The following is a 24,269-nucleotide window of genomic DNA, read 5'->3' on the forward strand; positions in this document are numbered from 1 at the left end:
ACCTCCCCGTCCCCAAACCCCCCACCGCCGGAGGCAGTTATGGACAGCTCACGATTCCGCGCACCCCAGCGCGGATCCCGACTCGGAGCGGCCGCCGCGACCGCGGCCCTCGCGCTCGCGGCCACCGGCCTGCTCGCCGCACCCAGCTCCGCGGACCCGGCGCCCCGCCCGGAACCCGCCCGTGCCGAGGCCGGAGCCCTGCCCGCCCACGCCCTGGTCGGCTATCTGCACGCCAGTTTCGCCAACGGCTCCGGCTACACCCGGCTCGCGGACGTCCCGGCGAGCTGGGACGTGATCGACCTGGCCTTCGGCGAGCCCACGTCCGCCACGTCCGGCGACATCCGGTTCAGCCTCTGTCCGAAGACCGAGTGCCCCAACGTCGAGACCAAGGACGAGTTCAAGGCGGCCATCAAGGCCAAGCAGGCCCAGGGCAAGAAGGTCCAGATCTCCATCGGCGGCCAGAACGGGCAGGTGCAGCTCACCACCACCCAGGCCCGCGACAAGTTCGTCTCGTCCGTCTCCGCGATCATCGACGAGTACGGCCTCGACGGCCTCGACATCGATTTCGAGGGCCACTCCCTGTCGCTGAACGCCAACGACACCGACTTCAAGAACCCCAAGACCCCGGTGATCGTCAATCTGATCTCCGCGGTGAAGACCCTGAAGGCCAAGTACGGCGCAGGATTCACCCTCACCATGGCCCCGGAGACGTTCTTCGTGCAGTTGGGCTACCAGCACTACGGCCCCGGCCAGTGGGGCGCGGACCCGCGCGCGGGCGCCTACCTGCCGGTCATCCACGCCCTGCGCGACGACCTCACCCTGCTGCACGTCCAGGACTACAACTCAGGACCGATCATGGGCCTGGACAACCAATACCACCAGATGGGCGGCGCCGACTTCCACATCGCGATGACCGACATGCTGCTCACCGGCTTCCCGGTCAAGGGCAACACCGCGAACGTGTTCCCGCCCCTGCCCCCGGAGAAGATCGCCATCGGCATGCCCGCCTCGGTGAACGCGGGCAACGGCCACGTCTCCCCGTCCGAGGTCAACAAGGCCCTGGACTGCCTGACGAAGAACACCAACTGCGGCACCTACAAGCCGCACGGCAAGTGGCCCACCCTGCGCGGCCTGATGACCTGGTCCATCAACTGGGACCGCTTCAACAACGGGGAGTTCTCCAAGAACTTCGACAGCTACTTCGGCCAGTAGCCCCACAGGCCGTCAGGGCCCAGAGCAGGGTGCCGCCGAGACACCAGCTCGCGGCGACGTCAAGGGGCCAGTGGTAGCCGCTGCGGACCAGGCCGAGACCCACGCCCGCGTTCACCAGGACGCAGCCGGTGACCAGGGCGCGGCGGGCCCCGGCCGCCAGGAGGGGGAGCAGGAGCAGGACGGCCGCGCCGTAGGCGACCGTGGCGGTGGCCGTGTGCCCAGAGGGGTAGTAGCCGCTGCCGTCCGCGCCGGGCGGGCCCGCGCGGTCCACGGCGAGCTTCAGCGGGATCACGAGGAGCGGTACGGCCACCATCGCGACCACGGCCCCCAGGGGCGCGAGCCACCAGCGGAACGCACCGGCCCTGAAGGCCCGCAGCGCGGTGAACGCCACGGCCGCGGCGAGTACGGGAACGGCGACCGGCATGTTGCCCAGGTCGGCGAAGAACTCGGCGGCGGCACCCGGCAGTCGGCTGGCGGCGAGGGCGCGGCCCGTACGTTCGTCGAGGCGGCGCAGCGGGCCTTCGGCGGCCACCTGCCAGGTGAAGAGCGCGAAGAGGACACCGAGGGTGAGAGGAAGCCAAGTGGTCGGCCACCTCGGAGCAGGGGGGGTAGCTCCGAGGTGGCCGAGAGGACCGGGTTGCCGCGCGCCCCGGGGGGTTTGGGACGGGCGGCCATCCGATCGGTGAGGAGTTCCGGAGCCATCGGCTCCAGGCGTGTGCGCGAAGGCACGCCCAGGGCGGGGCTGGGGAGGCTCCGTCCCGGTGTCGCTCACGGTCCCCCGTGAGCGGGGTGTTTCTCTCATCTGCAGAAACCGTACGTCAGGAGGAAGGGGGCCGACAGGAGGAACGACATCCCGACATGGGGCTCCCACACGTTCTTCACAGGCCCTGACCGTCACCCCAGGTCATGCCTTCCGCACAGCGTGCGGTCCACCCACGTCAGAGGAATGATCCGGGCTGCGGGTGGCGCGAAAGCGCCGGGTACGCGGTGACGCACCCGGCGCTTTCCGGCGCCGTGGCGTGAGCCGCGCACGGCTCGGCGCACCGTGGGCCGCGCGCGGCTCGGAGCTCCGCCCAGAGCTTCGCTCGGAGCCGCTCAGAGCCCTGCTCGGATCTTCGCTCAGAGCTCCGCGAACGCGGCCTCGATGATGTCCAGGCCCTCGTTCAGGAGCTCGTCGCCGATCACCAGCGGCGGCAGGAAGCGCAGCACGTTGCCGTACGTGCCGCAGGTCAGGACGAGCAGGCCCTGCGCGTGGCAGGCCTTGGCGAGCGCGCCGGTGGCCTCCGGGTCGGGCTCCTTCGTCGCCCGGTCCTTGACCAGCTCGATCGCGATCATCGCGCCGCGGCCGCGGATGTCGCCGACGATGTCGTACTTCTCCGCCATCGCGGTCAGGCGGGCCTTCATGACGGCCTCGATGTTCTTCGCCTTGGCGTTGAGGTCGAGCTCCTTCATCGTCTCGATGGAGCCGAGCGCGGCGGCGCAGGCCACCGGGTTGCCGCCGTAGGTGCCGCCGAGGCCGCCCGCGTGGGCGGCGTCCATGATCTCGGCGCGGCCCGTGACGGCGGCGAGCGGCAGGCCGCCCGCGATGCCCTTGGCCGTCGTGATCAGGTCGGGCACGACGCCCTCGTCCTCGCACGCGAACCACTGGCCGGTGCGGCAGAAGCCGGACTGGATCTCGTCGGCGACGAAGACGATGCCGTTGTCCGTGGCGAACTTCGACAGGGCGGGCAGGAAGCCCTTCGCGGGCTCGATGAAGCCGCCCTCGCCGAGCACCGGCTCGATGATGATCGCGGCGACGTTCTCGGCGCCGACCTGCTTGGAGATCTGGTCGATCGCCTGGGCGGCGGCCTCGGGGCCCGCGTTCTCGGCGCCGGTCGGCCAGCGGTAGCCGTACGCCACCGGGACACGGTAGACCTCGGGCGCGAACGGGCCGAAGCCGTGCTTGTACGGCATGTTCTTCGCCGTCAGGGCCATCGTGAGGTTGGTGCGGCCGTGGTAGCCGTGGTCGAAGACCACGACGGCCTGGCGCTTGGTGTACGCGCGGGCGATCTTGACGGCGTTCTCGACGGCCTCGGCGCCGCTGTTGAAGAGGGCCGACTTCTTGGCGTGGTCGCCGGGGGTCAGCTCCGCGAGCGCCTCGGCGACGGCCACATAGCCCTCGTACGGCGTCACCATGAAACAGGTGTGGGTGAAGTCCTGAAGCTGGGCCGACGCCCGCCGCACGACGGCCTCGGCGGAGGCGCCGACGCTGGTCACGGCGATGCCGGAGCCGAAGTCGATGAGGCGGTTGCCGTCCACGTCCTCGATGACGCCGCCACCGGCGCGCGCCGCGAACACGGGAAGCACCGAGCCCACGCCGCCTGCGACCGCGGCGGTACGCCGGGCTTGCAGCTCCTGCGACTTGGGCCCGGGGATGGCGGTGACGACGCGGCGCTCCTGGGGAAGGTCGGTCATGAGGGCTCCTGGGGGTGGGGTGTTGCGCACGTTCGACTACTTTCTTCGCAGGTTAGGGGCGGGGCGGGGGAGCGGGCATGCTCCACGGGGGAGATGTTGGGGAAAGACGTTGTCCGCGGTGGACATAGCGCCCCTTTGGCGTGATCGGCGCGGGTCCGGCCCCCGGGCGGCGCCCGGGCACTAGATTGAGCCGCGAACCAGCGAACCCGGTGAAACCCAGTAAGCACGGTCAAGACAGGGCAGGTCAGGGGGCAAGGGCCATGACTTCCGACGGCACGTACGACGCTCGCGGTACGCACGCCACGCCGGTGCCACGGCCGGCGTCGCCGCGCGGCGACGCCGCAGGGGGCGCGCGGCCGGTGCCCCTGCCGCCGCGTCCGGCCCGCGCGCCGGGCGCCGCGCCCGGCACCGACGGTGAGGCGTTCCTCGCCTGGCTGCGCACCCCCCGCCCGAAGGCCGCGCCCGGCGTCTGGCGGTTCGGGCACGTGCCGCGGCCCGAGCAGGAGCCGGATGTCGTGCCGACCCGGCAGCTTCTGAGCGGTGCCGTGATCGCCTTCCTGGTCGGCTGGCTCCTGTGGTCGCTCCTGTGGAACGGCTACCTCGGCGGCTGGTGGGTGGTACCGCTCGAACTGTTCCTGCCCGACGCGTGGATCTACACCGGCGACAGCGTCGGCAACGCCGTCGTCTGGAACACGTACTACACGGCCATCGCCCTCGGCATCATGGTCACCGTGGGCCGACTCGGCCGCTGGGGCGAGGTGTGGCGCCGCTTCGTCGCCCCCCGCGTCAAGCGCCCCGCACCGGCCGCGCCGCCGCCCCAGCCGGAGGAGGACCCCGCGCAGTGGCCCAAGCTGCGCGCCGCGGGGGCCGGGCCCGCCGCGGACCGCCTGGCCGCCGACGCCCGCGCAGGCCTCATGCGGGACATCGACGTCGCCCGTATCGCCCGCGCCTGGCGCTCCGTGCGCTCCGGCAACAGCCCGCTCGGGGCGTTCACCGAAGCCGTCGTCCGCGACGGCGCCACCGCCTGCCCACACCCCTCCGGCGCCAGGGACCTGCCCGCGCGGGCCGCCCGCCACGACCTCGCCACCGCGCAGGTCAGGATCGGCACCACCGTCGACGACCCGCGCAACCCGTACGCCTACCGCGGCACCGGCCTCGCCCTCGGCCCCGACCTCATCGGCACCTCCCTGCTCGCCGTCGGCCCCGCGGGCTCCGGCAAGACCGGCACCGTGGTGTGGCCGCTCGCCGAGTCGCTGTGCCTGCAAGCGCTCGCAGGGCGGGCCGCGGTCGTCGTGGTGGGGGCCGCGGGCGCGGGGCTCGGCCCCGGCGACGACTACGACGTGGTGGTACGGGTCGGCCACCCGGACTCCGTGTACGACCTCGACCTCTACGGCGGCACCTCCGACCCCGACGAGGCCGCTGGCGTGCTCGCGGAAGCCCTCGTCGGCGACCTCGTCGACCCGCACATCGGAGGCGACCACCGCCGCTCGACGACCGTGCTCGCCCAGCTCCTCGGCCCCTTCCACGCCGTCCACGGCCGCTTCCCCGCCGTACCGGAGCTGCGCGCCCTGCTCGACGGCGCGCCGGGCCCGCTCGGCGCCCTGCGCACCGCCCTGCAACAGGCGGGGCAGGAGGTCATGCTGCGGGAACTCGACGCCCGCGAACGCCAATTGGGCCACCCCGGTGACCCGGGGGCGGCCCTGGCCGACCGTATCGCGCTGCTCGACCGCCCCGCGTTCGCCGCGTTCTTCGACACCTCGGGCCGGTCCACGCCCTTCTCGCTGCGGGCCCTCGACCACCCCGTACGGGTCCGCATCGACCTGCCCGAACGCGGGCACGCGGACGCGTCGCGCATCCTCGCGCGCCTCGTGCTCGCCCAGTTCACCGCGTCGGCCGCCGTCCGCGACGACCGCTCGCTCTTCGCCTGCCTCGTCCTCGACGACGCCACCGGCACGGTCACCCCGGAGGCGGTGCGGCGCATCCAGCGGCTGCGGTCCGCGAACGCGGGCGTCGTCATGACCCTGCGGACCCTCGACGACGCCCCGCGGCCCCTGCGCACCCCGCTGCTCGGCGCGGTCGGCTGCCGCATGGCCCTGTCCGGGCTCACGCCGTGGGACGGCCAGGACTTCGCGGAGGTCTGGGGCAAGGAGTGGACCGAGGCACGGGACGTCACCGACCGCCAGATCATCGCCGAGACCCCGGCGGGCAAGGCCGTGCACGTGCTGCGCCGCGTCATCACCGGGCACGCGCCCACCGCCCGCGCGGTGACCGTCCGCCAGGTCGAGCGGGAGCGCTGGTCCGCCTCGGAACTGGCCCACGCGGTACCGCCCGGGCACGCGGTGCTCTCCCTGACGGACGTGCGGGGGGAGCACGCGCCGCCGCTGCTCGTGGATCTGCGGGGGTGAAGGCAGGGGCGCCCCTGGGGCGCGTGCGCCGCACTCGCGATGCGCCCGCGCGTTGGCGGCGTGGGGAAAAGGCTGCCGTACGTACCCCTCAAGCCGCCCGAGGCGACCGTACGGTGAGGCAGAATCGACCGTAGCCGTCATACGTGGCGGCCAAAAGATCAACAAGCGGGCGCCCGCCGGTCGCAACGGGGCCTTCGAACGCCCGCCGGCCACGACCGCAGCACCCGCAGCCCACCCCGCGGCCCACCCCCGCACCCGCCCAGGCTCCCGCCCGAGGTCCCCCAGCCGACCGGCCCCGCCGCCGTACGCCCTGAAGGTCCCATGCCCCCCACGCTCGCCTCGCTCGTCCACCACTCCGCGCTCAAACTGACCGTGCGCGCGGGCGAGGACCGCCTGGACGTCCCCGTGCGCTGGGCGCACGTCAGCGAGCTCGCCGACCCCGTGCCGTACATGGAGGGCGGCGAACTGCTCCTGATCACCGCGCTCAAGCTGGACGCGGAGGACCCGGAGACCATGACGCGCTATGTGAAACGGCTCGTGGGCGCGGGCGTCGTGGGGCTCGGCTTCGCGGTCGGTGTGAACTACCCGGACATCCCCGACGCGCTCGTCGAGGCCGCGGCGGCGGAGGGCCTTCCGCTCATCGAGGTGCCGCGGCGCACCCCCTTCCTCGCCATCAGCAAGGCTGTGTCCGCGGCCATCGCCGCCGACCAGTACCGCGCGGTGACGGCGGGCTTCGCCGCCCAGCGCGAGCTGACCAAGCAGGCGCTCGGCGACGGCGCCCAGGGTCTGCTCGGCGCGCTCGCCGCGCAGATCGACGGCTGGGCCGCCCTGTACGACGCCTCCGGAGCCGTCGTCGCCACCGCGCCCGAGTGGGCCACCCGCCGCGCCGCCCGGCTCACCCCCGACGTCGAGCGCCTGCGCGAGCGCCCCGCCCCGGCCAGCCTCGTCGTCGCCGGGGCCGACGACCGGGTCGAACTGCACAGCCTCGGCACCGGCCGCAGGCCACGCGCCGCCCTCGCCGTCGGCACCGCATCGACCCTCGGCACCGCCGAGCGGTACGCGGTGCACTCCGCGATCGCCCTGCTCACCCTCACCACCGAGCGGTCCCGCTCGCTCCAGGCCGCGGAGGCCAGGATCGGGGCCGCGGTCCTTCGCATGCTCCTCGCCGGGGAACCCGACCACGCGCGTGCCGTCGCCGGTGATCTGTACGGCGGACTGCTCGACGCCCCCTTCCGGCTGGTCGTCGCGGAGGCCGCCGGAACACAGGAAGCGGCGGGGGCGGACGGGGGCGGCTGGTCCGCCGGGCTCGTCGACGCCGTCGAGGCGGCCGCGGCGCGGTTCGGCGAGGCGCTGCTCGTGGTGCCGTACGGCGACCGGCTCGTGCTTCTCGTCGCGGACGGCGGGGCGGCGCAGGTGGCCGCCGTGGAGTACGCGGCGACGATCGACGCGGAGCGGGCCGAGGGGCGGGAGCCCACGGAGGAGCCCGCGCCGGTCATGGGGCTCTCCGCCCCCGCCGGGCCCATCGCCGCCGCCTCCGCCTACAAGCAGGCCGAGCAGGCGCTGTCCGTGGCGCGGCGGCGCGGGCGGTGCCTCGTGGAGCACGAGGAGCTGGCCGCCGGGTCGGTGCTTCCGCTGCTCGCGGACGATGCGGTGCGGGCGTTCGCCGACGGGTTGCTGCGGGCCCTGCGGGAGCACGACGCCACCGGGCGCGGTGACCTCGTCGCCTCGCTGCGGGCCTGGCTGTCGCGGCACGGGCAGTGGGACGCCGCTGCCGCGGACCTGGGCGTGCACCGGCACACCCTGCGCTACCGGATGCGCCGCGTCGAGGAGATCCTCGGGCGCTCCCTCGACGATCCCGACGTCCGGATGGAACTGTGGCTGTCCTTGAAGGTGACGGCGGCCGCGGGGGAGTGAGCCCCTGCTTCATCGGCGCTGCGCGCCTCGTCCTCAAACTCCCCCAAGCTCATTTCCGCGCCGGACGGGCTGGATTCCCGGGACGGGTGGAAAGGGCGGGTGGGTGGGGGAAAAAAGCCTGTCCGGCGATTGAGGACGAGCCGCGGAGCGGCGACAGGGGGAGAGGGGCGTAGCCCCAGGTGAGCTGCGGCTCCGACATTCCGGTGTGCCAGGTCGCACGACTACGCCGAGTCGGACAAACCAACGCCGAAACCTCCACCCCTACGGTGGTCCCGTAACCCCCGAAGACGAATGAACCTCCGCGGAAGGGCCGGGAACGACATGACTTCCATCCACGCCTTCTGGCTCGCCGGTCGCCAGACCACCGGTGAGACCACGCTCGACGTCACCTCGCCCTGGGACGGGCGCCTCGTCGCCAAGGCGGCCGTACCCACCGACGCGCAGGTGGAGGAGGCCGTGGCCGCCGCCCACGCCGTGCGCGACGAGTTCGCGGCCACCCCGGCGCACGTCCGCGCCGCCGCCCTCGACCACGTGAGCCGCAGGCTCGCCGAGCGCACGGAGGAGATCGCGCAGCTCATCTCCGCAGAGAACGGCAAGCCGGTCAAGTGGGCGCGCGGCGAGGTCGGCCGTGCCGTCTCGGTGTTCCGGTTCGCCGCCGAGGAGGCCCGCCGCTTCAACGGCGGCGAGGCCCAGCGCCTGGACACCGACGCGGGCGGCCAGGGCCGGCTCGCCTTCACGCGCCGCTTCCCCAAGGGCGTCGTCCTCGGCATCGCGCCGTTCAACTTCCCGCTGAACCTGTGCGCCCACAAGGTCGCCCCGGCCATCGCCGTCGGCACGCCGATCATCCTCAAGCCGGCTCCGGCGACCCCGCTGTCGGGCCTCGTCATCGGTGAGCTCCTCGCCGAGACCGAGCTGCCCGCGGGCTCCTGGTCGGTGCTGCCGGTGGCCAACGAGAAGATGCCCGCCCTTGTCCAGGACGAGCGGCTGCCGGTCGTCTCCTTCACCGGCTCCGAGAAGGTCGGCTACGCGATCATGGACTCGGTGCCGCGCAAGCACTGCACCCTGGAGCTCGGCGGCAACGGCGCCGCCGTCGTCCTCGGCGACTTCTCCACCGAGGCCGACCTCGACTGGGTAGCCGCCCGCGTCGCGACCTTCTCCAACTACCAGGGCGGCCAGTCCTGCATCTCGGTGCAGCGCGTCATCGCCGACGCCGCCGTGTACGACCGGCTCCTGCCGAAGATCGTCAAGGCGGTGGAGGGCCAGGTCACCGGCGACCCCTCCGACCCGAAGACCGACGTCGGCCCCCTCGTCAGCGAGGACGCCGCCGAGCGGGTGGAGTCCTGGGTCGACGAGGCCGTCCAGGCCGGTGCCCACCTCCTGACGGGCGGCAAGCGCGACGGCGCCACGTACGCGCCGACCGTCCTCACCGACGTACCCGCCGACACCACCCTCGCCCGCGAGGAGGTCTTCGGCCCGGTCATGACGGTGACGAAGGTCGACGGCGAGCAGGCCGCGTACGACGCCGTCAACGACTCCAAGTACGGCCTCCAGGCGGGCGTGTTCACCCACGACCTGCAGGCCGCCTTCCGGGCCCACCGTGCCCTGGAGGTCGGCGGTGTCGTCATCGGCGACGCGCCCTCCTACCGCGCCGACCAGATGCCGTACGGCGGTGTGAAGCAGTCCGGTGTGGGCCGTGAGGGCGTGCGCTCCGCCATGGACGACTACACGTACGAGCGCGTCATGGTGCTCACGGGGATCGACCTGTAACCCCCTGGCGCGGGGACAACCCCTCGCACCCCACGGAGAACGGCCGGAGCCCGCTGTGCGGGGGCTCCGGCCGTTCTCGTGCATTCGCCGCACGAGGGCTGGTGACAACGCCGGGAATCGGGTACCAACGATCCAGTAGCACCGGTGAGTAACCAAACGGTCCCCTGATCCCGACTCGCGGCGAGGTGAGCCTCTTGTCCGCACCACATTCCGCACGGCCCAAGGTTTCCGAACACGAGGCCCGGCAGGTCGCCGAGGCCGCCCGCGAGCAGGACTGGCGCAAGCCGAGCTTCGCCAAGGAGCTGTTCCTCGGGCGCTTCCGCCTCGATCTGATCCACCCGCACCCGATGCCCTCCGACGAGGCGGCCCAGCGCGGTGAGGAGTTCCTGGCCAAGCTGCGCGACTTCTGCGAGACGAAGATCGACGGGGCGCGCATCGAACGCGAGGCCCGCATCCCCGACGAGGTCATCAACGGCCTCAAGGAACTCGGCGCGCTCGGCATGAAGATCGACACGAAGTACGGCGGGCTCGGCCTCACGCAGGTGTACTACAACAAGGCGCTCGCCCTCGTCGGCTCCGCCAACCCCGCCATCGGCGCCCTCCTCTCGGCGCACCAGTCGATCGGCGTACCGCAGCCCCTGAAGCAGTTCGGCACCCAGGAGCAGCGGGACGAGTTCCTGCCCCGGTGCGCCCGCACGGACATCTCCGCGTTCCTGCTCACCGAGCCGGACGTGGGCTCCGACCCGGCCCGCCTCGCGACCAGTGCCGTGCCGGACGGCGACGACTACATCCTCGACGGCGTGAAGCTGTGGACCACCAACGGTGTCGTGGCCGATCTGCTCGTCGTCATGGCGCGGGTGCCGAAGTCCGACGGGCACAAGGGCGGCATCACCGCCTTCGTCGTCGAGGCGGCGTCCGAGGGCGTCACCGTGGAGAACCGCAACGCCTTCATGGGGCTGCGCGGCCTGGAGAACGGCGTCACCCGCTTCCACCGCGTGCGCGTCCCCGCCGCCCACCGCATCGGCCCCGAGGGCGCGGGCCTGAAGATCGCGCTCACCACCCTGAACACCGGCCGCCTCTCGCTGCCCGCCATGTGCGTCGGCGCGGGCAAGTGGTGCCTGAAGATCGCCCGGGAGTGGTCGGGCGCCCGCGAGCAGTGGGGCAAGCCCGTCGCCCTGCACGAGGCGGTCGGCTCGAAGATCTCCTTCATCGCCGCGACCACCTTCGCCCTGGAGGCGGTCCTCGACCTGTCCTCCCAGATGGCCGACGAGGACCGCAACGACATCCGCATCGAGGCCGCGCTCGCCAAGCTCTACGGCTCCGAGATGGCCTGGCTGATGGCCGACGAGCTGGTGCAGATCCGCGGCGGCCGCGGCTTCGAGACCGCCGAGTCCCTGGCCGCCCGCGGCGAGCGCGCCGTGCCCGCCGAGCAGATCCTGCGCGACCTGCGCATCAACCGCATCTTCGAGGGCTCGACGGAGATCATGCACCTGCTGATCGCCCGCGAGGCCGTCGACGCCCACCTGAAGGTCGCGGGGGATCTCATCGATCCGGAGAAGTCCCTGTCCGACAAGGCGCGGGCCGGTGCCGCCGCGGGCGCCTTCTACGCCCGCTGGCTGCCCAAGCTGGTCGCGGGTCCAGGCCAGCTCCCGCGCAGCTACGCCGACTTCCACCCCGCGGGCCACCCGGACCTGTCGGGCCATCTGCGCTACGTCGAACGCACGGCCCGCAAACTGGCCCGCTCCACGTTCTACGCGATGTCGCGCTGGCAGGGCCGCATGGAGACCAAGCAGGGCTTCCTCGGCCGGATCGTGGACATCGGCGCGGAGCTGTTCGCGATGAGCGCGGCCTGCGTACGCGCCGAACTCCTGCGCGAGACCGAGGAGTACGGCCGCGAGGCCTACCAGCTCGCCGACGTCTTCTGCCGGCAGTCCCGCATCCGCGTCGAGGAACTCTTCGGCCGGCTGTGGACCAACACCGACGACCTGGACCACAAGGTCGTCAAGGGCGTCCTGGCGGGCACCTACACCTGGCTGGAACAGGGCGTGGTCGACCCCAGCGGCGACGGAGCGTGGATCGCGGACGCGACACCGGGCCCGGCGAAAGGGGAGAACGTCCACCGCCCGATCCGCTGAAACGGATTCAGCCCGCCCCGGAGAAGATCCAGCCCGTCCGGCGCTTGAGGACGAGGCGCGGAGCGCCGATAAAGCTGGGGTCCAGGGGGCGCGGCGCCCCTGGTTCGGGAAGGGGCGGGCCAGGGGAGCCTTGCAAGGGCCCGGCGAAGCCGAGAGGCGCTGTCGGATCCGGGCCCCGCTCCGGCCACAATGGGGGCATGAGCGAAAGCCCCGCACCCCTCGCCGCCCCGCATCTCGTCTTCGACCCAGTCGGCACCGACGCCCCGCGGAACATCGTCGTCCTCGGCTCGACGGGCTCGATCGGCACGCAGGCCGTCGACCTCGTGCTGCGCAACCCCGGCCGCTTCCGCGTCACGGCCCTGTCCGCCGCGGGCGGCCGGGTGGCGCTGCTCGCCGAGCAGGCCAGGCGGCTGCGGGTGCGGACCGTCGCGGTGGCCCGCGAGGACGCGGTGCCCGCGCTGCGGGAGGCACTGCGGGCGGAGTACGGCGCCGGGGAGCCGCTGCCCGAGATCCTCGCCGGCCCCGACGCGGCCACCCAACTGGCCGCCTCCCCCTGCCACACGGTGCTCAACGGCATTACCGGCTCCATCGGGCTCGCCCCCACGCTGGCCGCCCTGGAGGCCGGGCGCACGCTCGCCCTCGCCAACAAGGAGTCGCTGATCGTCGGCGGCCCCCTGGTCAAGGCCCTGGCCAAGCCCGGCCAGATCATCCCGGTGGACTCCGAGCACGCCGCGCTCTTCCAGGCGCTCGCGGCGGGCACACGCGCGGACGTGCGCAAGCTCGTCGTCACCGCGTCCGGTGGCCCCTTCCGCGGCCGCACCAAGGCCGACCTCGCGCATGTCACCCCCGAGGACGCGCTCGCGCACCCCACCTGGGCGATGGGCCCGGTCATCACGGTCAACTCCGCGACGCTCGTCAACAAGGGCCTGGAAGTCATCGAGGCCCACCTGCTCTACGACATCCCCTTCGACCGCATCGAGGTGGTCGTGCACCCGCAGTCGTACGTGCACTCCATGGTCGAGTTCACCGACGGCTCCACGCTGGCCCAGGCCACCCCGCCGGACATGCGCGGCCCCATCGCCATCGGCATCGGCTGGCCCGAGCGGGTGCCGGACGCGGCGCCCGCGTTCGACTGGACCAAGGCCTCGACCTGGGAGTTCTTCCCGCTCGACCAGGAGGCGTTTCCGTCGGTCGGGCTCGCCCGGCACGTCGGGGAGCTCGCGGGCACGGCTCCGGCGGTGTTCAATGCCGCCAACGAGGAATGCGTGGACGCCTTCCTGGCGGGCGCGCTGCCCTTCAACGGCATCATGGAGACCGTGACCCGGGTCGTCACCGAACACGGCACCCCGAGCGCGGGAACCTCCCTGACCGTGGCGGACGTCCTCGAAGCGGAGACCTGGGCGCGCGCCCGGGCCCGTGAACTGACGGCCACGACCACCTCGTCGGCGACGACGGGGAACCAGACGACCGCGGAGGCTCGTGCATGACGACCCTGATGATGATCCTCGGCATAGTCGTCTTCGTGGTCGGGCTGTTGTTCTCGATCGCCTGGCACGAGCTCGGCCACCTCTCGACCGCGAAGATGTTCGGCATCCGCGTGCCGCAGTACATGGTGGGCTTCGGGCCGACCCTGTTCTCGCGGAAGAGGGGCGACACCGAGTACGGCGTCAAGGCCATCCCGCTCGGCGGCTACATCCGCATGATCGGCATGTTCCCGCCGGGTCCGGACGGAAAGATAGAGGCACGCTCCACCTCGCCCTGGCGCGGCATGATCGAGGACGCCCGCTCGGCGGCGTTCGAGGAGCTCAAGCCGGGTGACGAGAGTCGCCTCTTCTACACGCGCAAGCCCTGGAAGCGCGTGATCGTGATGTTCGCCGGTCCCTTCATGAACCTGATCCTGGCTGTCGTGATCTTCCTCGGCGTGATGATGACCTTCGGCATCAGCACCCAGACGACATCGGTCGGCAAGGTCTCGGACTGCGTCATCGAGGCGAGCCAGAACCGCAGCACCTGCGAGAAGGGCGACAAGCCCGCACCGGCCAAGGCCGCGGGCCTGCGGGCCGGTGACAAGATCGTCGCCTTCCAGGGCAAGTCCGTCGGCGACTGGTCGGCGCTCCAGACGAAGATCCGCGAGACCGTCGGCCCCGCGACGATCACCGTGGAGCGCGACGGCAAGCGGACCGACCTGCACGCGAACCTGATCAGGAACCAGGTCAGCAAGACCGACGGCGACGGCGGCTACGTGGAGGGCAGTTACGTCTACGCCGGCTTCCTCGGCTTCACCCCGGCATCCGGCATCGTCCAGCAGTCCTTCGGCCAGTCCGTGGACCGCATGGGCAGCATGATGGAGAACGGCGTCGAGTCCATCATCGCGCTGCCCTCCAAGGTCCCCGATCTGTGGAACGCGGCCTTCGGCGACGGCGACCGCAAGCAGGACTCGCCGATGGGCGTCGTCGGCGCGGCCCGTGTCGGCGGCGAGGTGTTCACCCTGGACATCCCGCCGGAGAACCAGGTCGCGATGATGCTGTTCCTGCTCGCCGGGTTCAACCTGTCGCTGTTCCTGTTCAACATGCTGCCCCTGTTGCCGCTCGACGGCGGGCATATCGCGGGGGCGCTGTGGGAGTCGCTCCGCCGCAACGCGGCGAAGGTGCTCCGCCGTCCCGACCCCGGCCCCTTCGACGTGGCGAAGCTGATGCCGGTCGCCTACGTCGTCGCCGGAATCTTCATCTGCTTCACCATTCTGGTGCTCATCGCGGATGTGGTTAACCCGGTGAGAATCTCCTAGACGCGCGATGTTTGCGGCGGTCGGGCACGATGTGTGGCCGACCGCCGCAGTGTGTGCGAGCACGCCTGCCAACGGGTGGACATCGGGGCGGGATGTGCCGCTGCCCGCCGGGGTGTCGTAACCTCGAACCCGCGAATGAGCGATGTGGCAGCGAAGCTGCGACGTACCAGCGAACCCGTGGAGCCCGGTGCCCGCCGGACTCGGGACCTCGATCCGGACCTTGACCCACACTTTGGGGATGCACGCCAGATGACTGCCGTTTCTCTCGGAATCCCGTCCGTTCCGACCAAGCTCGCCGAGCGCAGGGTCAGCCGCAAGATCCAGGTCGGTCCGGTGGCCGTAGGCGGGGACGCGCCGGTCTCGGTGCAGTCGATGACGACGACGCGTACGTCCGACATCGGGGCGACGCTGCAGCAGATCGCGGAGCTGACGGCGTCGGGGTGCCAGATCGTGCGGGTGGCGTGCCCGACGCAGGACGACGCGGACGCCCTGGCGACGATCGCGCGGAAGTCGCAGATCCCGGTGATCGCCGACATTCACTTCCAGCCGAAGTACGTGTTCGCCGCGATCGAGGCCGGATGCGCGGCGGTCCGGGTGAACCCGGGCAACATCAAGCAGTTCGACGACAAGGTCAAGGAGATCGCGCGGGCGGCGAAGGACCACGGCACGCCGATCAGGATCGGTGTGAACGCGGGGTCGCTGGACGCGCGGCTGCTGAAGAAGTACGGCAAGGCGACGCCGGAGGCCCTGGTGGAGTCGGCGCTGTGGGAGGCGTCGCTGTTCGAGGAGCACGACTTCCGGGACATCAAGATCTCGGTGAAGCACAACGACCCGGTCGTGATGGTCAACGCCTACCGTCAGTTGGCCGCGCAGTGCGACTACCCGCTGCACCTGGGTGTGACGGAAGCGGGCCCGGCCTTCCAGGGGACGATCAAGTCGGCGGTGGCGTTCGGTGCGCTCCTGAGCGAGGGCATCGGCGACACCATCCGCGTCTCGCTCTCCGCCCCGCCCGCGGAGGAGGTCAAGGTCGGCATCCAGATCCTGGAGTCGCTGAACCTGCGCCAGCGCCGCCTGGAGATCGTGTCCTGCCCGTCCTGCGGTCGCGCCCAGGTCGATGTGTACAAGCTGGCGGACGAGGTGACGGCGGGCCTAGAGGGCATGGAGGTGCCGTTGCGCGTCGCGGTCATGGGCTGTGTCGTCAACGGCCCCGGCGAGGCGCGCGAGGCGGACCTGGGCGTGGCCTCCGGCAACGGCAAGGGGCAGATCTTCGTCAAGGGCGAGGTCATCAAGACCGTGCCGGAGTCGAAGATCGTGGAGACCCTGATCGACGAGGCCATGAAGATCGCCGAACAGATGGAGAAGGACGGCGTGATGTCGGGCGAGCCCGAGGTCACGATCAGCTAGTCCTGACCCCTGGCGCATGCGGTACGGCCCCGCGGACGACCGGGCGGCGGCAGACAATCCCGCCAGGTACAGTGCGGAGATCAGCAGACCGTATGGTGAGGCCCCCGCACGTGTTGACCCAGACCACCACCAGGGTGCTCGAACCGAGTGACCTGGACGCGGCGCTCGCGGTACTCGACCGCGAGCCGGTCGCCAATGCCTTCGTCACCGCCCGGGTGCGCATGGCGGGCCTCGACCCGTGGCGCCTCGGCGGCGAGATGTGGGGCTGGTACGAGGACGGCATGCTGGAGTCCCTGTGCTACGCGGGCGCCAACCTCGTCCCGATCTGCGCGTCTCCGCGTGCCGTGCGCGGCTTCGCCGACCGCGCCCGCAGGGCAGGACGCCGCTGCTCCTCCATCGTCGGCCCCGCCGAGGCCACCGCCCAACTGTGGCGGCTGCTCGAACCGTCCTGGGGCCCGGCCCGCGAGGTCCGCTCCCAGCAGCCGCTGATGGTCGCCGACCGGCTGCCCGGCGACATCACGCCCGACCCCTACGTCCGCCGCGTCCGCAAGGACGAGATGGAGACGATCATGCCGGCGTGCGTGGCGATGTTCACCGAGGAGGTCGGCATCTCCCCGCTCTCCGGCGACGGCGGACTGCTCTACCAGGCCCGGGTCGCCGAACTCGTCGGTTCAGGACGCTCCTTCGCCCGCCTCGACGCCGACGGCCGCGTCGTCTTCAAGGCCGAGATCGGCGCATCGACGGAGCTGGCGTGCCAGGTGCAGGGTGTGTGGGTGGCGCCCGAGTACCGGGGGCGGGGGTATGCGGCGCCCGGCATGGCCGCCGTCATGCGGTACGCCCTCGCGGACGTGGCGCCCCTCGTCAGTCTCTACGTCAACGACTTCAACACGGCGGCACGAGCCACCTACCGCCGGGTCGGCTTCAAGGAAGTCGGCGCCTTCATGAGCGTCCTCTTCTGACCTTTCCGTCAGGGGCCCCGTCAGGGGCGCGGAGAACTGCGCGACCAGCCCAAGAAAAGCCGCAGACGCGTCTGCACGGTGACTCGGCAGACGCGTCCGCGGCTGGTAGCGCGCTGAGCGCGCAGTTCCCCGCGCCCCTGACGGGGCCCGTTTCCGGTCGCGCCCGGCGGTCGGTGCCGCTTGGCGAAGTAGGGTGCCCGCATGACGGACGAAGTCGTGATCGGGCCCCTGGATCTCGCGGAGCGAGTGGACGACGCACTGCGCGTACAGGCCCTCGCCTTCGGGCTCAGCGACGACGAGATCGCGGTACGCCGCCAGATCGTCCTGCGGCACCTCACCTACCCCGGGGCGCGGGCGTACGGCGCGACCACCGGCGACGGGCGGCTCATCGGCTTCGTCTACGGCATGCCCAACGACCGCGGACACTGGTGGTCCACGGTCGTCGAGCCCTATCTCCGCGGCTGGGGCCTCGACGACTGGCTCGACGGCTCCTTCGTGATCACCGAGCTGCACGTACGCCCCGGCTACCAGAACCGCGGCATCGGCCGCACCCTGATCACCACCATCACGGACACCGCCGCCGAGCCCCGCTCGATCCTCTCCGCCATCGACGCCGAGAGCCCCGCCCGCGGCCTGTACCGCTCGCTCGGCTACACCGACCTGGCGTGCAACGTCCTCTTCCCGAGCGCACCCAAGCCGTACGCCGTGATGGGCGCCCCGCTGCCGCTTGTGCGTCCCGCGCGGGGCTGACGGCCGGGAAACGGATTTCCGGGTGCGCGCTCACCGGGGCTAACCTGCGCCCACCACACTTTTCGTAGCAGGAGTTCATCATGGCCCAGGTCCAGCGCATGTCCCGTTTGATGGTCAAGACACTGCGCGACGACCCGGCGGACGCGGAGACGCTCAACCACAAGCTGCTCGTGCGCGCCGGCTACGTACGCCGCACCGCCGCGGGCATCTGGACCTGGCTGCCGCTCGGCAAGAAGGTCTACGAGAACGTCGCCCGCATCGTGCGCGAGGAGATGGACGCCATCGGCGGCCAGGAGGTCCTGCTCCCCGCCCTGCTGCCCAAGGAGCCCTACGAGGCAAGCGGGCGCTACGAGGAGTACGGCGACCTGCTCTTCCGCCTCAAGGACCGCAAGGGCTCCGACTACGTCCTCGGCCCCACCCACGAAGAGATCTTCACCCAGGTCGTCAAGGACCAGTGCTCGTCCTACAAGGACCTGCCGGTGATCCTCTACCAGATCCAGACCAAGTACCGCGATGAGGCCCGCCCCCGCGCCGGTGTGCTGCGCGGCCGCGAGTTCCAGATGAAGGACTCGTACTCCTTCGACACCTCCGACGAGGGCCTCGCCGAGGCGTACGCCCTGCACCGCGGCGCCTACCAGCGCATCTTCGAGCGCCTCGGCCTGGACTACCGCATCGTGTCCGCCGTGTCCGGCGCCATGGGCGGCTCGGCGTCCGAGGAGTTCCTCGCGCCCGCGCCCGCCGGTGAGGACACCTTCGTGGACTGTCCCGAGTGCGACTACGCGGCGAACACCGAGGCCGTGACCTTCGCCCTGAAGCCCGTGTCCGTCGAAGGACACCCCGCGGCCGAGGAACTGGACACCCCCGACACCCCCACCATCGAGACCCTCGCCGAGCACCTGGGCGTCCCGGCCTCCGCCACCCTCAAGAACCTCCTCGTCAAGGTCGACGGCGAGATCGTGGCCGTGGGCGTGCCCGGTGACCGCGAGGTCGACCTCGGCAAGCTCGCCGAGCACCTCGCCCCCGCCGAGGTCGAGCTGGTCACCGCCGAGGACTTCGAGGGCCGCGACGACCTGGTACGCGGCTACGTCGGCCCCCAGGGCCTCGGCAAGGTCCGCTACCTCGCCGACCCGCGCGTCGCGCCCGGCACCTCCTGGATCACCGGCGCCAACAAGCCCGACACGCACGCCCGCAACGTCGTGTGCGGCCGTGACTTCGAGGTCGACGACTACCTGGACGTCGTCGTGGTCGAGGCCGGGGACCCCTGCCCCCTCTGCGGCGCGGGCCTGAAGCTGGGCCGTGCGATCGAGATCGGCCACATCTTCCAGCTCGGCCGCAAGTACGCCGACACCTTCCAGCTCGACGTCCTCGGCCAGAACGGCAAGCCCGTCCGCGTCACCATGGGCTCCTACGGCATCGGTGTCTCCCGTGCTGTCGCCGCGCTCGTCGAGCAGACCGCCGACGAGCAGGGGCTCTGCTGGTCCAAGGAGGTCGCTCCGGCCGATGTGCACGTCGTCGCCGCGGGCAAGGCCGTGCAGACCGAGCTGGCCCTCGATGTGGCCGCGCAGCTCGGGGCCGCCGGGGTGCGGGTGCTCGTCGACGACCGGGCCGGTGTCTCGCCCGGCGTCAAGTTCACCGACGCCGAGCTGATCGGTGTTCCGCAGATCCTGGTCGCGGGGCGCCGCTCCGCGGAGGGGGTCTTGGAGCTCAAGAACCGGCGCACCGGTGAGCGCGAGGAGCTCTCCGTGGCGGAGGCGATCGCCCGCCTGTCGGCGTAGGCCCTTGCGGGGCGCCCGCTGCATCCTCAGCGGGCTCCGCGCGCGGGCGCCCCTGCTCCGGTCCTGGGGCTCCGCCCCAGACCCCGTCATCGGCCTGCGGCCTCGTCCTCAATCGCCGGACGGGCTCGAATTCTCGCCGGTGCGGCGTAGATCTTTTAGCCCGTCCGGCGTTTGAGGACGAGGCGCGGAGCGCCGATAGAGCTGGGGTCCAGGGGGCGCAGCGCCCCTGGTTCGGGAAGGGGCGGGCCTGGGGCGTCCCACGCGGGCTACAGCCAGCCCGCGAACTCCAGGAGCAACTCCGCGTCCTGGGTGCGCCCCACGCGCAGCGCGCGCACACCGGACTCCACGGCCCGGAACAAGGTCCACCCCCGAAGCCGCTCCTGGTCCACTTCCAGGGACTCGGCGAGCCGCTTGACGCGCCGCCGCGTCACCCCGGCCCCCGACGGCGTGGCGATCAGATCCTCCACCCGGTCCCGCACGAGGCGCGCCAGATCGAACGCGCACTCACCCACCACCGGATCGGGCCCCACGGCCAGCCACGGCACCCGCTCGGCGGCAAGCACCTTGCTCTGCCGGAACGTCCCGTGCAGCAGCACCGCGTCCCCGGGCCCCGCGGGCACCGAGCCGAGCAGCTCGTCGCGCGCCGCGAGCGCGGCGCTCACCAGCGGCCGGACGTCCGGCTCCGCGCACGCGGCCATCGCGTCGGCCTGCCGCCCCGTCCGCTCCGCGACGGTCTCGAACCGGTGCCCCGCGGGCGGCGGCACCCACAGCCGCCGCAGCGTCCCCGCCGCCTCCAGCATCGACTTGGCCTCGGGCAGCGACCGTACGGACACATCCCGGTGCAGCCGTTCCACCAAGTACGCCCCGTCGGCCCCGGTATCGGCGTCGAGGAGCCGCGCGGCCCCCAGACCGCCCCAGTGCGCCATTGCGGCCCGCTCGCTGTCCGGCCGCGACCGCGGCGGCACCAGCTTGAGCACCGCGGGCGTGTCCTCGCGGGTCCGTACGAGCACGACGAGGCTGCTGCGACCGCCCGGCACCTGGACCCGCTCGACCGTCAGCTCCCGGCGCGCCACCGCGTCCCGTACCAGTTCGGGCAGGCGGTTGAGCCAGTCGGCGGTGGCGGTGTCGCGCGGCGTCTCGCCGAGCGCACGGACGAGGCGCGGCGGCGGTTCGAAAGCCATGCGCGAGGTGTTCCCTTCCCGGCCGCCCGAAGGCGTTCGTGTCCCAACTGCCCGAAGGCATGCGTACGTGGTGGCGCCGTCACGCCGACGGGCCCGGCCGCCCCTGAGGACGTCCGTGCACCGGGCCTGCGCGGCGACACCGGGGCGTCATCCGGACGCGGCCGACCGCTCCGCGAGCCCTGGGAAGGCTACGCTCCCGCCACGCCACCGCGCCGCCCGCACCGCCGCCTCCCGCAGCGACTCGGCCGCCATTCCGCGCCGCGCACCGCCCGCCGCCCGCACCAGGTCGGCGTAGACCCCGGCCACCCGCTCCTCAAGCTCGGCCGCGAGCCGTGCGGCAGCCGCCGCGTCCGGCACCGGGAAGGGCAGCGCGTACGCGGCCGCCGAGGACTCCGGCTCGCCGCCGAGCTCGCGCACCGCCCGCCGCAACTCGTCCCTGCGCGCGCGGTGCGCGTCGTACGCCGTACGGGCCTCCGCCCTGCGCCCGTCACCGATACGGCCGCCGACGACGCCGTACCCGTACACGGCCGCGTGCTCGGCCCGCAGCGCCGCCTGCACGGCCTTGAGCTCGGCCTTCGCACCGCCGCCCGCGGCGTCGTCCCGCTCTTCGTCCGGCGCCGCGTCCTGTGCCGCCCGGCTCACTCGGCTCACTTGGCTCACTTGTCGTCCTCCGTCAGCAGGTAGGCGTGCGCTGCGCCCGCCGCCGCCACGGACGCGAGCAGTCGGGCGAGTTCGGCGGGCGCTTCCTGGAGCTGCTTGCCGCGGCGGTCGGCGAGGTCCCGTTCCGCCGTGGCGAGGAACCGCAGCGCGCTCATCCTGCCGGGCGGTACGTCGACCGGCTTCGCCGACGATGAGGCGGCGGAGGGGGCGGGAGAGCCGGGGGAGTCGGGGGAGGCGTTCTTCGTGGGTGGGTGGGTGCCGCCGAACGCCTTCTCGTGCCGTGCCACTTCCGCCCGCAGCGGCCCGAGACGGTCCGAGAGGGAGGCGTGCGCCGCGAGCACGGCGTCGTACCGGCGCAGCAGCTCCGCGCTGTCCCGCGCCGCACGCGCGCGTACCCGCTTCTCGGCGGACGAGCGTCCGTCGCTCGCGGTGTCGGAGCCCGAGCACCCGGCGAGCAGCAGTGTGCTCCCGGCCGCCGCGGCGCCGGTGAGCAGGCTCCGTCTGCGCGGGCCGGGGCGGGACCTCGAAGGGGTGACATACGACGGCACGGCAGACGTCCTCGGAAAGGTGGGCCGCGAGGGCACGAGGGGCGGGGGCGGGCGGCAGGCCCTGGGTCGGTGATCACCGTACCTGCGCCCTGTCCTCGTACGTGCGATCGACTCGATGTATGGGCGACGTATGGGCGACGTATGGGCGACCGGCTCGGTCCCGGGGCGTTCCGCGGGCCGGTGGGTGACGGCAACACCCTCCGGGACCGGATACCCTTTGACCAGACACGCGACGATCCCACAACAGCACACGCGGCCGAGGAGTCACCCGGATGAGCACCACCCAGAGCGAGAGGCTGCGAGAACTGCTCGAACCGCTCGTCAGCTCCCAGGATCTGGATCTCGAAGAGATCGAAGTGGCCCCGGTCGGACGCAAGCGAGTGCTGCGAGTCGTCATCGACTCCGAGGACGGCGTGGACCTCGACACGATCGCGGAAGTGAGCCGCCTGCTCTCCGCGAAGCTCGACGAGAGCGACGCCATGGGCGAGGGGGAGTACGACCTGGAGGTCGGATCCCCCGGCGCCGAGCGCGCCCTGACCGAGCACCGCCACTACGTGCGTGCTGTGGACCGCCTGGCGAAGTTCCAGTTGAAGGAGGGCGGCGAGTTCGTCGCCCGCATCCTCACCGTGGACGACGAGGGGCTCGATCTGGAGGTACCCGGCGTGAAGGGCCGCAAGCCCACATCCCGCCGCCTGGCCTTCGCCGAGATCGACAAGGCGCGCGTGCAGGTCGAGTTCAACCGCAAGGACAAGAAGGACATGAAGGAAGAGGAGGAGGCGTAGCCGTGGACATCGACATGAGTGCCCTGCGGGGTCTGGTACGGGAGAAAGAGATCTCCTTCGACCTCCTCGTCGAGGCGATCGAGTCGGCCCTCCTCATCGCCTACCACCGCACCGACGGCAGCTTCCGTCGCGCACGCGTGAAGCTGGACCGCGACAGCGGCCATGTGACGGTGTGGGCGACGGAGGACCCGGCGGACCTGGAAGAGGGCCAGGAGCCGAAGGAGTTCGACGACACCCCGTCCGACTTCGGCCGCATCGCCGCCACCACCGCCAAGCAGGTCATCCTGCAGCGGCTGCGCGACGCCGAGGACGACGCGACGCTCGGTGAGTACGCCGGCCGCGAGGGCGACATCGTCACCGGCGTCGTCCAGCAGGGCCGCGACCCGAAGAACGTCCTGGTCGACATCGGCAAGCTGGAGGCCATCCTGCCCGTGCAGGAGCAGGTCCCCGGCGAGGAGTACCGGCACGGCATGCGCCTGCGCTCCTACGTCGTCCGGGTGGCCAAGGGCGTCCGCGGCCCGTCCGTGACCCTGTCGCGCACCCACCCGAACCTGGTCAAGAAGCTGTTCGCCCTCGAGGTGCCGGAGATCGCCGACGGGTCGGTGGAGATCGCCGCCATCGCCCGCGAGGCCGGCCACCGCACCAAGATCGCGGTCCGTTCGACCCGCTCGGGCCTGAACCCCAAGGGCGCCTGCATCGGCCCCATGGGCAGCCGCGTGCGCAACGTCATGGGCGAGCTCAACGGTGAGAAGATCGACATCGTGGACTGGTCGGAGGACCCGGGCGACATGGTCGCCCACGCGCTCTCCCCGGCCCGCGTCAGCAAGGTCGAGATCGTGGACCTGGCCGCCCGCTCCGCCCGCGTGACCGTGCCCGACTACCAGCTCTCGCTGGCGATCGGCAAGGAGGGCCAGAACGCCCGCCTCGCGGCCCGGCTCACCGGCTGGCGCATCGACATCCGTCCGGACACCGAGGTGCCCGATGGACCGGCGCGATCCGGCCGCTCCGGGGACTCCGAGCCCGGCGCGGAGGACCGGCCGCGGGACCGATCGCGGGACTGATCGCGGGACTGATCCGCCCCGAAAGTGCCATGGCCGGCCGCACCCGGCCAGGTACTGATCAAGACAACAGTCGTTCGATTTCTGCCCCAAAGGGGTGAGGTCGGTGCGGGGAGGTAGACTTAAGCGTGTCTGGCCGGACGTATGCCCGCGCATGCCCTGAACGCACGTGTGTGGGGTGTCGGGAGCGAGCGGCCAAGAACGAGCTGCTGCGCATCGTGGCGGTCGAGGGCGTCTGCGTCCCCGACCCAAGCGGTACGCTGCCCGGCCGGGGTGCCTACGTGCACCCCGCCCTGGTCTGTCTCGACCTGGCGCTCCGGCGCCGGGCGTTCCCCCGGGCCTTCCGGGCCCAGGGACCGCTCGACACCGCGGAACTGCGCGGGAATGTCGAGGCAGCCGAGACCGTTGCCCAGCAGGCAACACCGTAGGACGTGTCGCACGGAACCCCGTGCGGCCCTGGTACCCCGCGAGTTGGAAGTA

The 24,269-nt window shown here is 72.0% G+C and carries 18 protein-coding genes and 1 pseudogene; 14 read left to right on the plus strand and 5 right to left on the minus strand.

Translation table 11 applies throughout. The features are described 5' to 3' along the window. Nucleotides 1-192 precede the first annotated feature (192 nt). Nucleotides 193-1,212: pseudogene (locus IG78_RS0125205) on the plus strand (chitinase); the annotation flags it as partial. On the opposite strand, the gene IG78_RS42660 reads toward IG78_RS0125205, so the two are convergent. Further along, entirely contained in the window at nt 1,163-1,744 is a 582-nt protein-coding gene (locus tag IG78_RS42660; RefSeq protein WP_037686161.1) for a phosphatase PAP2 family protein, read from the minus strand. The pseudogene IG78_RS0125205 and the gene IG78_RS42660 overlap by 50 nt on opposite strands. Before the next feature lie 587 nt (nt 1,745-2,331). Next, complete coding sequence (gabT, locus tag IG78_RS0125215) at nt 2,332-3,666, minus strand: 4-aminobutyrate--2-oxoglutarate transaminase (RefSeq protein WP_030567040.1); 1,335 nt, start codon at nt 3,664-3,666, stop codon at nt 2,332-2,334. 260 nt (nt 3,667-3,926) lie between these two features. On the opposite strand from gabT, the gene IG78_RS0125220 reads away from it, so the two are divergent. The 10 genes from IG78_RS0125220 to IG78_RS0125265 all read left to right on the plus strand — a co-directional run bounded on the left by IG78_RS0125220 (nt 3,927) and on the right by IG78_RS0125265 (nt 19,560). Next, nucleotides 3,927-6,071: a hypothetical protein gene (locus IG78_RS0125220; protein WP_030567042.1), complete on the plus strand. Its 2,145-nt coding sequence runs from the start codon at nt 3,927-3,929 to the stop codon at nt 6,069-6,071. A gap of 321 nt (nt 6,072-6,392) precedes the next feature. Beyond that, nucleotides 6,393-7,985 (plus strand): PucR family transcriptional regulator, encoded by a 1,593-nt coding sequence (locus tag IG78_RS0125225; protein WP_030567044.1) that lies wholly within the window; start codon nt 6,393-6,395, stop codon nt 7,983-7,985. A 321-nt stretch (nt 7,986-8,306) separates the two neighbouring features. Next, entirely contained in the window at nt 8,307-9,752 is a 1,446-nt protein-coding gene (locus tag IG78_RS0125230; RefSeq protein ID WP_030567046.1) for an aldehyde dehydrogenase family protein, read from the plus strand. 185 nt (nt 9,753-9,937) lie between these two features. Continuing rightward, nucleotides 9,938-11,887: an acyl-CoA dehydrogenase family protein gene (locus tag IG78_RS0125235; protein WP_107055001.1), complete on the plus strand. Its 1,950-nt coding sequence runs from the start codon at nt 9,938-9,940 to the stop codon at nt 11,885-11,887. A gap of 197 nt (nt 11,888-12,084) precedes the next feature. Continuing rightward, complete coding sequence (gene dxr / locus IG78_RS0125240; RefSeq protein ID WP_030567050.1) at nt 12,085-13,374, plus strand: 1-deoxy-D-xylulose-5-phosphate reductoisomerase; 1,290 nt, start codon at nt 12,085-12,087, stop codon at nt 13,372-13,374. After that, the gene (locus tag IG78_RS0125245) at nt 13,371-14,672 is read left to right on the plus strand and encodes a M50 family metallopeptidase (protein ID WP_030567052.1); all 1,302 of its coding nucleotides are present in this window, start codon (nt 13,371-13,373) and stop codon (nt 14,670-14,672) included. Before dxr ends, IG78_RS0125245 begins: the two co-directional genes overlap by 4 nt. Before the next feature lie 249 nt (nt 14,673-14,921). Then, complete coding sequence (gene ispG / locus IG78_RS0125250) at nt 14,922-16,076, plus strand: flavodoxin-dependent (E)-4-hydroxy-3-methylbut-2-enyl-diphosphate synthase (RefSeq protein WP_030567054.1); 1,155 nt, start codon at nt 14,922-14,924, stop codon at nt 16,074-16,076. Nucleotides 16,077-16,186: 110 nt separating this feature from the next. Then, complete coding sequence (locus tag IG78_RS0125255; protein WP_030567056.1) at nt 16,187-17,035, plus strand: GNAT family N-acetyltransferase; 849 nt, start codon at nt 16,187-16,189, stop codon at nt 17,033-17,035. Between the two features lie 201 nt (nt 17,036-17,236). Continuing rightward, a complete protein-coding gene (locus IG78_RS0125260; protein WP_030567058.1) occupies nt 17,237-17,785 on the plus strand; it encodes a GNAT family N-acetyltransferase in 549 nt (182 codons plus the stop codon). Nucleotides 17,786-17,865: 80 nt separating this feature from the next. Then, a complete protein-coding gene (locus IG78_RS0125265; protein ID WP_030567060.1) occupies nt 17,866-19,560 on the plus strand; it encodes a proline--tRNA ligase in 1,695 nt (564 codons plus the stop codon). A gap of 266 nt (nt 19,561-19,826) precedes the next feature. On the opposite strand, the gene IG78_RS0125270 is transcribed toward IG78_RS0125265, so the two are convergent. From IG78_RS0125270 to IG78_RS0125280, 3 genes are all read right to left on the minus strand, one after another. Then, nucleotides 19,827-20,741 (minus strand): aminoglycoside phosphotransferase family protein, encoded by a 915-nt coding sequence (locus IG78_RS0125270; protein ID WP_030567062.1) that lies wholly within the window; start codon nt 20,739-20,741, stop codon nt 19,827-19,829. A gap of 147 nt (nt 20,742-20,888) precedes the next feature. Beyond that, nucleotides 20,889-21,299 (minus strand): ferritin-like domain-containing protein, encoded by a 411-nt coding sequence (locus tag IG78_RS0125275; RefSeq protein ID WP_063760799.1) that lies wholly within the window; start codon nt 21,297-21,299, stop codon nt 20,889-20,891. Between the two features lie 98 nt (nt 21,300-21,397). Beyond that, nucleotides 21,398-21,949, minus strand: a complete 552-nt coding sequence (locus IG78_RS0125280; RefSeq protein WP_030567067.1) for a hypothetical protein — start codon at nt 21,947-21,949, stop codon at nt 21,398-21,400. A gap of 272 nt (nt 21,950-22,221) precedes the next feature. Here IG78_RS0125280 and rimP point away from each other — a divergent pair, with 272 nt between their 5' ends. The 3 genes from rimP to IG78_RS0125295 all read left to right on the plus strand — a co-directional run bounded on the left by rimP (nt 22,222) and on the right by IG78_RS0125295 (nt 24,217). Beyond that, entirely contained in the window at nt 22,222-22,731 is a 510-nt protein-coding gene (gene rimP / locus IG78_RS0125285; protein WP_030567069.1) for a ribosome maturation factor RimP, read from the plus strand. 2 nt (nt 22,732-22,733) lie between these two features. After that, the gene (gene nusA, locus IG78_RS0125290; protein ID WP_078965499.1) at nt 22,734-23,792 is read left to right on the plus strand and encodes a transcription termination factor NusA; all 1,059 of its coding nucleotides are present in this window, start codon (nt 22,734-22,736) and stop codon (nt 23,790-23,792) included. Nucleotides 23,793-23,917: 125 nt separating this feature from the next. Beyond that, nucleotides 23,918-24,217: a YlxR family protein gene (locus IG78_RS0125295; RefSeq protein WP_030567073.1), complete on the plus strand. Its 300-nt coding sequence runs from the start codon at nt 23,918-23,920 to the stop codon at nt 24,215-24,217. The last annotated feature ends 52 nt before the right edge of the window (nt 24,218-24,269 follow it).

The organism is Streptomyces aureocirculatus (assembly GCF_000720475.1).
Taxonomy (GTDB): Bacteria; Actinomycetota; Actinomycetes; order Streptomycetales; family Streptomycetaceae; genus Streptomyces; species Streptomyces aureocirculatus.